Source organism: Betaproteobacteria bacterium (genome assembly GCA_009377585.1).
GTDB lineage: Bacteria > Pseudomonadota > Gammaproteobacteria > Burkholderiales > WYBJ01 > WYBJ01.
Genome location: WHTS01000046.1, coordinates 1 through 12,011, shown reverse-complemented (window position 1 = coordinate 12,011; position 12,011 = coordinate 1). Strand labels below are relative to the sequence as shown.

General features: G+C 64.7%; 10 protein-coding genes and 1 pseudogene. 1 reads left to right on the top strand and 10 read right to left on the bottom strand.

All coding sequences use genetic code 11. The features are described 5' to 3' along the window. Positions 1-98 precede the first annotated feature (98 nt). The 7 genes and pseudogenes from GEV05_15560 to GEV05_15530 all read right to left on the bottom strand — a co-directional run bounded on the left by GEV05_15560 (position 99) and on the right by GEV05_15530 (position 7,590). A complete protein-coding gene (locus tag GEV05_15560) occupies positions 99-1,268 on the bottom strand; it encodes an ABC transporter substrate-binding protein (protein ID MPZ44784.1) in 1,170 nt (389 codons plus the stop codon). Beyond that, positions 1,204-1,816, bottom strand: a pseudogene (gene leuD, locus GEV05_15555) (3-isopropylmalate dehydratase small subunit). The gene GEV05_15560 and the pseudogene leuD overlap by 65 nt, the downstream one beginning before the upstream one ends. A gap of 10 nt (positions 1,817-1,826) precedes the next feature. Next, positions 1,827-3,884 carry a 3-isopropylmalate dehydratase large subunit gene (gene leuC, locus GEV05_15550; GenBank protein ID MPZ44783.1) on the bottom strand — a complete coding sequence of 686 codons (2,058 nt, stop codon included), beginning with the start codon at positions 3,882-3,884 and terminating at the stop codon, positions 1,827-1,829. 43 nt (positions 3,885-3,927) lie between these two features. Continuing rightward, positions 3,928-4,818, bottom strand: a complete 891-nt coding sequence (locus tag GEV05_15545) for a dihydrodipicolinate synthase family protein (GenBank protein MPZ44782.1) — start codon at positions 4,816-4,818, stop codon at positions 3,928-3,930. Positions 4,819-4,842: 24 nt separating this feature from the next. Further along, positions 4,843-6,096, bottom strand: coding sequence for an FAD-dependent oxidoreductase (locus GEV05_15540; protein ID MPZ44781.1), 1,254 nt, complete (start codon positions 6,094-6,096; stop codon positions 4,843-4,845). Position 6,097: 1 nt separating this feature from the next. Next, positions 6,098-7,027 (bottom strand): hydroxyproline-2-epimerase, encoded by a 930-nt coding sequence (locus GEV05_15535; GenBank protein MPZ44780.1) that lies wholly within the window; start codon positions 7,025-7,027, stop codon positions 6,098-6,100. Positions 7,028-7,053: 26 nt separating this feature from the next. Further along, complete coding sequence (locus GEV05_15530; protein ID MPZ44779.1) at positions 7,054-7,590, bottom strand: hypothetical protein; 537 nt, start codon at positions 7,588-7,590, stop codon at positions 7,054-7,056. Here GEV05_15530 and GEV05_15525 point away from each other — a divergent pair. Then, positions 7,589-8,818 (top strand): PAS domain-containing protein, encoded by a 1,230-nt coding sequence (locus GEV05_15525; protein MPZ44778.1) that lies wholly within the window; start codon positions 7,589-7,591, stop codon positions 8,816-8,818. The two genes, GEV05_15530 and GEV05_15525, sit on opposite strands and share 2 nt — an antisense overlap. 66 nt (positions 8,819-8,884) lie before the next feature. Here the strand turns inward: GEV05_15525 and GEV05_15520 are convergent, their stop codons facing one another. Genes GEV05_15520 through GEV05_15510 form a run of 3 tightly spaced genes read right to left on the bottom strand, consistent with a single transcriptional unit; the run spans position 8,885 to position 11,874 of the window. Further along, a complete protein-coding gene (locus tag GEV05_15520; protein MPZ44777.1) occupies positions 8,885-9,490 on the bottom strand; it encodes an isochorismatase family protein in 606 nt (201 codons plus the stop codon). 11 nt (positions 9,491-9,501) lie between these two features. Next, positions 9,502-10,707 carry an acyl dehydratase gene (locus tag GEV05_15515; GenBank protein MPZ44776.1) on the bottom strand — a complete coding sequence of 402 codons (1,206 nt, stop codon included), beginning with the start codon at positions 10,705-10,707 and terminating at the stop codon, positions 9,502-9,504. A 30-nt stretch (positions 10,708-10,737) separates the two neighbouring features. After that, positions 10,738-11,874: a hypothetical protein gene (locus GEV05_15510; protein MPZ44775.1), complete on the bottom strand. Its 1,137-nt coding sequence runs from the start codon at positions 11,872-11,874 to the stop codon at positions 10,738-10,740. Positions 11,875-12,011: the final 137 nt, after the last annotated feature.

The following is a 12,011-nucleotide window of genomic DNA, read 5'->3' as shown; positions in this document are numbered from 1 at the left end:
GCTCACCAGCCCGGAGGAATTCGGCAGCCTGATCGAGTCCGAAATGCGCCGGTGGGGCAAAGTCGTGGCAGCACTCGGGCTGAAGAAAAACTGACGCGTCAGCCGGCCTGCGCCTCGCGCACCACGCTGTCATCGATCAGCGCGGCGAGCGCTTCGCGCGTGCGCGGCGAGCGATTCTGCGTCCTGGCGATCCATGGCTCCTGGCGCACGAAAACATCCAGCAGGTCGGTGGCCAGCCTGCCCACGTAGTCGAAGTAGGGCCACGCGCTGCGAACGGTTTCCACGTCCAGCTCCGCCGCCTGCGCCACCAGGCGCCAACCGATTTCCGGTTCGATCTTCAAACGCCGCGTCGCGGCGATCAGCGAGCGCACGAAAGCGACAATTTTGGGCCGCATCACCGGATCGTCCAGATTCGCCTGCGTGGTGCAGAGGCAGAACTTCTCGGTGTAGACCGCGGGATCGTAGAACGCTATGGCGTCGGCTCCGATCGCCATCTTGGCGTTTTGCACCTGCGGCTCCCACAGCGCGACGGCATCGATCTGGCCGTCGCGCAGCGCCTGCGGCAACAGCTTGATCGGCGCTTGCGTGTGCGCCATGAAGGGCACGCGGACGACATCGTCCGCCGTGAGGCCGACGCTGCGCAACATCGCGTCGAGGAAAAATTCCGCGGAGGACTCGAGCTGCGTTCCCACCCGCTTGCCGCGCAGGTCGGCCAGCCGGACGATGCCTGCCGAGCGACGAGCGACGATACGATAAGGGCATTCGGCAACCGTGAAAATAAACCGCAGGTCCGGATGATCGGCCGAGCCTCGCAGCGCCTGGGTCTCGGAATTGAGCGCGATGTCGGCCTGGCCGGCCGATTTCAGGCTGGCAAGATCGCTCGCCTTACCCCACAGCGCCATCACGCTGCCGTGGCTGAGCAATGTCTTGCCGGCATGGATCTGCTCGGCGGCCAGCAATACCGGCGCCATCTCCAACAACGAAAGATTACCGTAGACGCGAAGCGTTTCCGCGCAGCTCCGATTCGCAGCGTTCATGGGGGACTCGATGATCAACAGCAACGACTGTATTCGAAGGCGGTGCGCGCGTCCATCGGTCCGATTCCTGCAGGCGCCCCTGACCATCGCCAAGCCTGCTGGCGATGGCGTCCTCTTGTGCGCCAGCTGCGGCGCGCCACCGGCCCGACCGGAAAGCCGGCGTCGCCTATGAAGGCGGATACAGCCACGGACGTTGCGAACGATATGCGCGCTCGAACGATTCGAAGGCATCGTCGTACTGCGCCGTGCGCGCGATATCGTCGAGACCTTCCAGCAGGCACTTTGCGCACCGGATGGATGTCGAAGTGCATGACCTTTCCTTGCGGATCGGTGACCGTCTGGGCCGCGAGGTCGACGCTGACGGTCGCCCCCGGGTGCTCGCGCAGGTGCTTGCGCATGGCCGCGCACTCCGCCTCCGGCAGCACCACCGTCAGCAGGCCGTTCTTCGCGCAGTTGTTGGCGTGGATGTCGCCGACGCTCGGTGCGATCACGCAGCGGATACCGAACTCGTACAGCGCGTAGACCGCGCTCTCGCGCGACGATCCACCGCCCCAGTTGCGATCGGCGACGATGATCTGCGCGCGATCGAACGGCGCGACGTTGAGCAGGTGCTCCTTCTCGGAGCCGTCCGGGTTGAAGCGCCGGTCGTGCAGCAGGATGTTGCGGTGTCCGGGTCCCCGCGGCACCTTGTTGAAGCGCGTCGGGCAAAGCTGATTGGTGTCGACGTTGGGCTCGTCGATCGGCGCCGCGATGGCGATGAGTCGGGTAAAGGGTTCCATCGTGCCTGCGCTACTGGAGCAGCTCGCGCACGTCGGTCAGACGACCTTTGAGCGCCGCCGCGGCCGCCATCGCCGGACTTAGCAGGTGCGTCCTGCCGCCGATGCCCTGGCGGCCGCGGAAATTCCGGTTCGAGGTCGAGGCGCAGCGTTCGCCTGGTTTCAACTGATCGCCGTTGAGCGCGGTGCAGAGCGAGCAGCCCGGTTCGCGCCATTCGAACCCCGCCGCCCGGAAGACCGCATCCAGCCCCTCCTTCTCGGCCTGAGCCTTGACGGTGCCGGATCCCGGCACTACCCAGGCTGGAATCACCGCCCTGCCGAGCCGCGCCACCGCGGCGGCCGCGCGCAGATCCTCGATGCGCGAGTTGGTGCAGGAGCCGATGAACACGCGGTCGATCGCGATATCCTGCAGCGGCATGCCGGGCTGCAATCCCATGTAGTCGAGCGCGGCTTCGTACTCGCTGCGCAGCTCGACATCCAGGTTTCGCATGTCCGGGATCTGGCCGGTGACCGGCGTCGCCTGCTCCGGGTTCGTGCCCCACGTCACCATCGGGGCGATCGCGGCGCCATCCAGCGCAACCTCGCGATCGAACGCCGCACCCGCGTCGCTCGGAAGCGAACGCCAGAACGCCAGCGCCTGCGCCCATCCCGAGCCGCTCCTCGGGGCATAGGGCCGCCCTTCCATGTAGGCGTAGGTGACCTCGTCCGGAGCGACCATGCCCGCGCGCGCGCCGGCCTCGATGGACATGTTACAGAGCGTCATGCGCCCTTCCATGGTCAACCCGGTGATGGCGCTGCCCGCGTATTCGATGACGTGGCCCGCACCGCCGAAGACGCCGATCTTCGCGATGATGGCGAGGATCACGTCCTTGGCAGAAACGCCGGGGCCGAGTGCGCCGCCGACGCTGATGCACAGCGTCGCCGATTTGCGCTGCCAGGTCCGTTGCGTCGCCATGACATGCTTCACGTCCGATGCGCCGGCGCCGAACGCCAGCGCGCCGAATGCGCCATGCGTGGACGTATGCGAGTCGGCGCCGACGATGAGCAGCCCCGGCTGGGTGATGCCTTGTTCCGGCGGCACCACGTGCAGGATGCCTTGGCGCGGATCGTCGATACCGAACAGCGTCACGCCGTGCCGGGCGGTGTTCGCCGCCAGCAGCTTCACCATGTTGCGGATCTCGGGAATCGCAATGGCGTCGACGCCGCCCGCGCGGCTTGCCGTCGGGACGTAGTGGTCGGCGTGCGCGAACACCTGGCGCGGCCGCGCGAGCTTGCGGTTGGATGCATCGAGCGCGGCGAACGCGTGCGACGAGCCCTCGTGCACGTACAGGCGATCCACGTACAGCAGCGCTTCGCCTTCCTCCGCCGCAATCAGGTGGCTCGCCCAGATCTTCTCGAACATCGTTTTCGCCGCCATGGCAACGTCTCCCTCGGCAGTCCGGAAGTGGGAATAGCGTACGGTACTCCCTGGTTTCGACTTCGAACAGCCTGCGCGTTGTCCCGGCTCGTGTGGCGAATCGCAAATTCGTCGCGATTCGTCATTTCCGCGCAAGCGGGAATCCAGAATCGGCTGGGCGTGAATGACCGCGCGCGCACGCACGCTGAACGGACCGCAGTCGACCACGTCGTCGGCAGCGATTTCGCGCACGACCGGACGCGGTTTCGAGCGCGGCAGCGTCCCGCCGCGCGCCACGAACACCGCCTGGCTCATCGGCAACTCGGTGCGCGCCGCGAGATCCGGGCCGAACACGCCGCCTTCTCCGACGACGAGCTCGGTCATCCGCGCGGTATGCGCGGGTCCGTAGACATTCAGCTCGGGGATCTTGTCGGCACCCTGGTCCCAGCGCGTCATCAGCAGCCGGATGTAGTCGAGGCAGTGATCGTAGTGCAGGTGAGTGAAGAATATGTCCGTGACCTGTGTGGGCTTTACGCCCGACTCGAGCAGCCGGTGGTAGGCGCCCGGGCCGAAATCGAACAGGATTTTCCGCTCGCCGACCTCGACCAGGTAGCCGGAGCTCATGCGCTTCAACGACGGCGTGGGTGTTCCGGTGCCGAGCAGTCTGATCCGCATTTTTGTGTTCCACCCGTTCAAGAGGTCGAGGGTCGCCGCGTGCTCACAGGTTCGGACGGCTCGCCAGCGCCGCCTTCAGCGTTGCGAGCGCCGCTTCGCGCTCGCCGCCAGCCAGCACGAGCCGCGGAGGACGCACGCGCTCGTTGCCCATACCGACCTCCTGCTGCACGAGTTTGATGAGTTGCACGAACTTCGGCAAGGTATCCATGCGCAGAAGCGGCAGGAACCAGCGATAAAGCGCGTCCGCCGTTTCCGTCTCGCCGCGCCTGGCGCGATCGAATAGCACCACCGACTCGCGCGGCAATGCGTTCACCAGGCCGGCGATCCAGCCCACGGCGCCCATGCGCACCGCCTCCACGACCATGTCGTCCAGGCCCGCGAACAGCGCCAGGCGCTCCCCGCACAGCGCCTTGACGGCCGTGATGCGCCGCACGTCGCCGCTCGACTCTTTCACGGCATGCAGGTTTTCGTTCTCGGCGGCGAGCTCGGCGATATGGGTCGCAAGAAAATCCGTCTTGTAGGCGATCGGATTGTTGTAGAGCATGCAGGACAGGCGCGTCGCCCGCACCACGGCCTGCACATGCGCCTTCATCTCCCGCCAATCGCTGCTGTAGACGTAGGGCGGCAGAACCATCAATGCAGCGCACCCCACCTGCTCGGAAGCTTTCGCCAGCGCGACCGCCTCGGCCGTGCTCAACGCCGCAATGCCCGCAACGACGGGCTTCTCACCCAGCGCGGCGACGAGGGTCTTCAGGATCGCGACCTTCTCGTCGAACGTGAGAGTCGCGGCTTCGCCGAGCGAGCCCAAGGCGACGACGCCCTCGCACCCCTGTGCGACCTGCCATTGCGCATGCTTCGCCAGGAATGCATGATCCACGCTGTAGTCCGGGTGGAACGCAGTGGTGATCGCCGAAATCACGCCAGTCCATTTCATCGCGAAGATCCTTTCCAAGGTCGATCAGTGGTAGCGATCGGGCGAAAGCAGGGTCAGATCGAGCTCGGGCTGCTCGCCGGATAAAACCTGTGCGACCAGCTGGCCGGTGATCGGACCGAGCGTGACACCGAGCATTGCGTGTCCGGTTGCGATGGCCAGATTGGCGCAGCGCGATGTCCGCCCGACATAGGGCAAACCGTCCGGCGAGCATGGACGTAACCCCCGCCACGGCCGAATCCCGTCGAAATCCGCCGGCGTGAAATCGGGGTAATAGCGCGGCACCGCAGCGACGATGCTGCGAACCCGGATCGGATTCACGCTCTCGTCGAGCCCGCACATCTCCATCGTGCCGCCGAATCGCAATGCGCCGCCCATCGGGCTGACCGCCACGCGCGCCTCAGCCAGTATCGCGCACATCCTCGGCGACTGGCGCGGGTGCGCCAAAGTGAGACTGTAGCCTTTGCCCGCCTGCAACGGCAGTTTGAGACCGAGGCTGCGTGCCAGCTCGCTCGACCATGAGCCCGCGGCAAGCACGAATGCGTCCGCTCCGATTTCCGCCTCTGCGCCCAGCTTCACGGCGGCGATCCGCTCACCGTCGAGCTGCCATCCAACCGCCTCGGTGTTCCATGCAAAGCGTACGCCATGCGCCGCCAGACGGCGCTGCAGCCCGGCGATCAGGCGCTCGGGGACGAGATTGCAGTCCTGCGCAAAGTGGACCGCGCCCGCCACGTCCATCCGTACGCCGGGATCGAGCGCCGCGGTGGCGGCGGCATCGAGCACTTCGACGCGCAAACCGAGCGCAGCCGCATGGTTCGCGACTTCGGCTTCGTCGTCGAGCGCTTGCAGGGTCTTGCAGAGCACGAGGACGCCGGTCCGGGCGAGTTGAAAGTCATTGTCGGTGTCGGCAAGCGCCTGGTAGCACTCGCGGCTCGCCAAGCTCAGATCGCGCAGCACCGGCGCCGCGCGGCGCACGTGCTCGGCCTTCGCTGCCCGCCAGAACTTGAACCCCCAGTCGATCAAGTCCCACGATGCTCGCGGCTGCACGTAGAAAGGCGAGCCGGGATCGCGCATCCACTTGAGCCCCTGGGATACCACGCCTGGCGCCGCGAGCGGCACGAAATGGCTCGGAACGATCAGACCGGTGTTGCCGAAAGAGCAGCCGTCGCGCTGCTCGGGCTGTCGCTCCACGACCGTCACGCGCCAGCCGCGTTGCACGCAGTAAAGCGCGCTGCACAGACCGACGACCCCGGCGCCGATGACGACGACATGTCCACTCACCTCAACGAACGCCCCAGCAGAACGGATCGTCCTCGTCGAGGAGGTGCGTAAGCTCCGCGGTCACGAACGCCCTGCCGCGGATGACCGGCGCCACCTTGCCGCCTTCCCGGTCGAGCCATCGGAACGAGCCCGTGAAGACGCTGCCGAGGATGCTTTCCTGTACCCAGGCCGCGCCCTCCGCCAGCTTGGCGTCCGCAGCCAGGCAGGCGAGTTTCGCGCTCGTGCCGGTGCCGCACGGCGATCGGTCGTAGGCGTTGCCCGGACAGAGCACGAAATTGCGCGACTGGGCGCCCGCGATCTGCGGCGAACCGAACAACTCGACATGATCGACTTCGGGAAAGCCTTGCGCATTGACTGCCCGGCGGATACGCGCGCACAAGTCGGTCAGGCGCCCGACGTTTGCGAGCGTCAATTCCTGCCCGTGGTGCTCGACCAGAAAGAACCAGTTTCCCCCATAGGCGATATCGCCCGTGACGGCTCCCGCGTCGGGGACCTGCACGGTTACGTTCTTGCGCGCGCGCCAGCTCGGCACGTTTCGCACGCTCACTTCATGATTGTCGTGCAGCGTCGTGGTGACGATGCCGACCGGCGTTTCGATCCGGTGCTCGCCTGGGCCGATGCGTCCCAGGTGCGCCAGCGTCGTCACCAGGCCGATGGTGCCGTGGCCGCACATGCCGATGTAACCGACGTTGTTGAAGTAGATCACGCCGGCTGCGCAGGACTCGTCCTCGGGCGCCAGCAGCAGCGCGCCCACGATGACTTCGGAGCCGCGCGGTTCGTTGACGATGGCGGATCGATAGTGGTCGAGCTCGCTCCGGAAGCGCTCGAGGCGCGTGGCGATCGGGCCCGAGCCCAGATCGGGCCCGCCGTCAACCACCACCCGGGTCGGTTCGCCGCCCGTATGTGAATCGACGATCCGCAGCCGTTCCATTGCCGTAACGTTGCTATGCCGAGGGACTATTCCGGCCTGACCCCGAGCTCCTGAGCGACCTTGCTCCAGTGCTCGATCTGCGATTTGATGACGCTGGCGAACTCCCGAGGCGTGCTGCCGACCGGCTGCAGAGCCGACTGGGCAAGTCGGTCCTGCACATCCTGCAACGCCAGCGCCTTCACGATCTCGGCATGCAAGCGCTGGACGACTTCGTCGCTCGTGCCGCGCGGCGCAAGCACACCGAGCCATTGCGTGGAATCGATCGGGAAGCCCGCCTCGCGCAGCGTGGGGATCTCCGGCATCGGCGGGAAACGCTCCTTCGATGTAAACGCAATGATGCGCAGCCGACCCGACTTGTGATGCGCAACAAAAGGCGTGGCGCCGAGCAGCCCCACCGGCACGTGGCCCCCGATCAGATCCAGTACCGCTTGACCACCGCCTTTGTAGGGCGGGTAGCATGGGCATAATCCTCCTCGACCGCGAATTTTCCCGGTGGAGCGAGACGGCGTCTTGTCGATTTCGGCAGCGGCGACTCCAGTTTCAGCACAATCGCATTCGAGCATGAACGAAGCCGAGCTTCAGACGGAGTTGTTCCGGAAACTCGCGCAGCCCTTTACCGCCGAGGCGTTGTTCGATCGCTTGCCGGACGTCGTTTTCTTCATCAAGAACGACCGCGGTCAGTATGTCGTCGTCAACCAGACGCTGGTCGAACGCTGTGGGCGCAGCGACAAGCGCCAGCTGATCGGCCGCAAGGCCGACGAAGTCTTTCCGGCATTGCTCGGTCAAAGCTTCCGCGAGCAGGACGAGGAGGTTCTAAGCCGTGGGCATGCGATCCGGGATCAGCTCGAGCTGCGTTTCTATCCGACCGGCCAGTGCGGCTGGTGCGTCACCAACAAGCTGCCGTTGCGGGGGCACGAGGGCAGCGTGGTCGGACTTTACGGGGTATCGAAGGATCTGCAGGGACCCAACGAGCGCAGCGCTCATTTCGCGCCCGTGGCCGAAGCCGTCGGACGCATCCGCACCCAGTACGATCAGGCGCTTCACGTCGGCGATCTCGCAAGACACGCGGGTTTGTCGTCGTATCAGTTCGAGCAACGAATCCGGCGCATCTTCCACATCTCCGCGGGCCAGCTCATCCAGAAGACGCGATTGGAAGCCGCGGTCGAGCGGTTGACGGGAAGCGACGAATCGATCGCGGCGATCGCGACGAGCTGCGGCTACTCGGACCAGAGCGCGTTCACCCGCAAGTTTCGCGAGGCGGTCGGCATACTGGGCCTGGGTGCGATCGGGCAAGAGGTTGCGCGCAAGGCGGCCGTACTCGACATGCGCGTCATCGGCGCGAAGCGAACCCCCGAGCCCGTTGCTCATGTGGACAAGGTTTACGGCCCGGAGGCACTGAACGACGTTCTGCAGCAATCGGATTTCGTGGTGTTGCTGTTGCCTACCACGCCGATCACCGAGAACCTCGTCGACGCGACTTTCTTGCGCGCGATGAAGCCGACGGCATGGCTCATCAACTTCGGTCGCGGCGCGCTCATCGCCGACGAAGACCTGATCGCCGCCGTGCGCTCGAAGACGATCGCCGGCGCCGTGCTCGACGTCTTCCGCGAGGAGCCGCTGCCCAAGACCCATCCGTTCTGGACCACCGAAGGCATTCTCGTCTTGCCGCACATCGGCGGCGGACACCCGAAGCGCGGCACCCGGGCCGCCGAAATCTTCGCCGCCAACGCGAAGTGTTTTCTCGCCGGTGAACCGCTCGTATCGGCGGTGGATCGGGAGCGGGGGTACTAGCTCACCACCAGGTCCAGGTCGCGTTGCGGCGATGCCGCGCCTGGATCACCGGCTTCTGGCGACATACTATGTCCCCTCCAAGAAGGTGACCTCGGACGAGCGCAGGATCGTCGTCATCCGCTGCATCTGTTCGATCACGGCAAGGTGCTGCTCGTCGGTGAGCGCTGCACAGCAGTCTTCGAGCACGAACACCTCGTAGTCCCTGTCGTGGCCGTCTTTGGCCGCCGACAAAACCGCACCGCTAGTCGATACGCCGCACACGTACAGGCGCTGCACCGAGTTCGCCCGCAGTATCGGTTCGAGGCGTGTCGCGTAGAAAGGGCTCACCCGATGCTTCACGATGTCGTAGTCGGAAGCCTGCGGTGCGAGCGCCGGATGCACCTCCGTGCCCCATTCGCCCAGCTTGAACAGACCGGCCTTCTTCGCACCCTGAAAGATGCGCGAGGTCGGCGGACATTCGCGATAGTCCGGTGAGAACCCGACGCGCACATAACCGATCGGGACGCTTGCGGCACGCGCTTTCCGAATGGCTGCGGCGGTGTTCTCGATGACCTTGCGCCGCGCCAGAATCGGTCCGTAGCCTTTCGTGCCGCCCTTCTTGCCATTGGGTCCGTCTTCGTGCACGAGATCGTTGATCATGTCGCACACCAGAAACATCGCGTTGTTGGCCATGAGCGCTATCCCTATCGGATCGGCGGCAACTCCAGATCGACTACCGTGCCGTCGAAAGGAAGCTTGGTGTCGATATCACGCGCGGGCAGCATCACGGTCGCAAATCCCGGAGACGAAAGCTCACCGCGCTGATTGACACCTTTCATCTCGATGTCGATCAGCGCACAGCGATCCTTCACGTACTTCTTCACCACCGTGCCGCCGATGAAGGTCGTGTCGCCCTGACAATTGAAGAGCCTTGCTTCCATCCGCAGTCGCTTCAAGACGCCATCGTCGCTCATCCAGTTGGTAATGGCGCTCGCAAACCAGCACGCCCGCTGCGGCAGGTAGTCATACATGCCAGGGACGCCCACGTGCTTTGCGAACTCTTCACGATGGTGTCCGATGCCCGTGTACTCCACGCCACCGCCCATGGCTTGATTGCGGATGTAGTGCTTGGGGTGCTTGGCAGCGTGCTTGAGCAGCGCACCATGCGCCGCACCGCGCCCCGAGGCAATCACGAAGGCCATCGTGTCGGACATCGATAGCGGACCGCGCGCGATCTCGTCGATCTTGTCGCCGACCTGCACGTCGTCCCAATGGCGCGTGTTTGCGCCCCGGATACGATCGGTTTCGGTCATCACCATTTCATCGATGCGCGCGCGCTCTTCCGGCGTGTAGACGTAGGTCTTCACGTCCTTGTATTTGCCTTTTTCGCGCGAGGCCTTGCGCTCGTGCCGAGCCGTGAGGCCCAGGGCGGTGCAGATCGGTTCGTCGCGCTGATTCAGATACGTGGATTGAAGGTATTGCATCGCCATGCGGCCGGAAAACTTCGATGGCTTCTCTTCCACGCCGAGCACGCGGTTCCAGATGTTGATGCGATCGCCAGGACGCACGTTGCGATGCCATTCGCAGTCGATCGCCACGCCGAAGCCGTGCACGCCGGGCAGACCCCAGTAGGAACGGCCGGGCCAGTGGTGCGTCCAGGGAAAGCACGGATGCGCAATCAGTCCGCCGAAACGCGTCCAGCGTGCGTATTCGAGATCGCGATAAAGCGGATTCAGATCGCCGACGCCATTGGCGAAGATGCTGATCGAGTCCACGCTCGCGTCGCGCAAGTACTGCTCGGGACGCAGCTTGTTGCCGATGAGGGCGCGGGCCGCGGCCAACGATTCGTCATTGATCAGGCCTTCCGCCGCAACGTCGCCGATCTGGAGTTTGTCTACTCGCTTGTTCATCGTTCACCTTGAAATGTAAAAGCTGCTCGTCTACTTGATCGTCAATGCTTCGCTATCGTTGTACTTGCGCAGCTTTTCTTCGGACACGGTCACCCCCATGCCGGGACCAGTCGGTAGCGATACCGTGCCATCCGTGTTCATCTCCAGAGGCGGATCGCAGATGTCGTCGATGAGCCGCTCCAGCGGCGAGCCGTAGCCGAGCACTTCGTGCACGCACGGCACCGCCGCGGCGAAATGCAGAATGGCTGCCGTGCCGGGCGACAATGGATGCTTGCTGCCCGTCAGCACGCCCATGCCTGCGGCCTCTGCAATCTCAGCCATGCGCCGGCTCAGGAACAGCCCGCCGTTCTTCACCGGTTTGAGACAGATCGTATCTGCCGCCCCTGCCCGTGCGATATTCACGACGTCGTGCGGCGTCCACGCGCTCTCGTCTGCGGTGATGGGGGTATCGAGTGCGATGCGCACTTCCTTCATGCCCTGAAGATCCCACCATGGCACCGGTTGCTCGACCGCCTCGATGCCGTAGCGCTCCATCTTCTTGAGCGTCGGTATGGCCACTTCCACCGTATAGGCGCCGTTCACGTCGATCTCCAGAGGGAAATTCGCGCCCACGGCATCGCGCACCGCTGCCACGCGCTCGATGTCCTCCTTCACATCGAAGCCGACCTTGATCGTGAGCATCGCGTAGCCGGCGGCCTTGAGCTTCTGCGCATCCTCGGCCATCTCGCGCGGTGTTTTCACGCCCAGGCTGCGGCTCACCTTGAAGTTGGTGCGGTGTATGCCCCCCAGCAACTGCGCGACCGGGCGATTCACCGCCTTGCCCATGATATCGTACAGCGCGGTATCGATCGCTGCCTTGGCGCACAGAAAGCCGGTGCGGCCCTGGTTGAAGCCTTCGAGCCGGTCGATGACGAGCCCGATGTCGAACGGATCCAGGCCCATGATGAGAGGCGCCATGTATTTCTGGATCGAGAAATAGATCGCTTCCTGCGTCTCACCCCCGCGCTCGATCAGCGTGACGCCGGTCTCGCCGACACCGCTGATGCCTTCGTCGGTGTCGATCAGCACGATGATCTGCCTCTTGTGCCGCGTCTCGCCGGGTGCCATGCGGTAAGGATTCTTGTACGGAATCGTCACCATATGGCATTGCACGCGCGTGATCTTCATGATGTGTTCGCCTCTAGTGTGCTGAGTCAGAAGTTCGTCACCCCCGCGAACGCGGGGGTCCAGGCGGAGTCCCGTTCTGGCTTCCCGCTTGCGCGGGAATGACGAATTACGACGAATTTACGATTCACCACGCTAGT

Excerpts from the sequence above, each read along its gene's own strand:
- GEV05_15525 (MPZ44778.1), top strand. The coding sequence starts at position 7,589 with ATGAACGAAGCCGAGCTTCAGACGGAGTTGTTCCGGAAACTCGCGCAG.
- GEV05_15520 (MPZ44777.1), bottom strand. The coding sequence starts at position 9,490 with ATGGCCAACAACGCGATGTTTCTGGTGTGCGACATGATCAACGATCTC.
- GEV05_15560 (MPZ44784.1), bottom strand. The coding sequence starts at position 1,268 with ATGCCTTCGAATCGTTCGAGCGCGCATATCGTTCGCAACGTCCGTGGC.
- GEV05_15535 (MPZ44780.1), bottom strand. The coding sequence starts at position 7,027 with ATGGAACGGCTGCGGATCGTCGATTCACATACGGGCGGCGAACCGACC.
- GEV05_15530 (MPZ44779.1), bottom strand. The coding sequence starts at position 7,590 with ATGCTCGAATGCGATTGTGCTGAAACTGGAGTCGCCGCTGCCGAAATC.
- GEV05_15515 (MPZ44776.1), bottom strand. The coding sequence starts at position 10,707 with ATGAACAAGCGAGTAGACAAACTCCAGATCGGCGACGTTGCGGCGGAA.
- leuC (MPZ44783.1), bottom strand. The coding sequence starts at position 3,884 with ATGCGGATCAGACTGCTCGGCACCGGAACACCCACGCCGTCGTTGAAG.
- GEV05_15545 (MPZ44782.1), bottom strand. The coding sequence starts at position 4,818 with ATGAAATGGACTGGCGTGATTTCGGCGATCACCACTGCGTTCCACCCG.
- GEV05_15510 (MPZ44775.1), bottom strand. The coding sequence starts at position 11,874 with ATGAAGATCACGCGCGTGCAATGCCATATGGTGACGATTCCGTACAAG.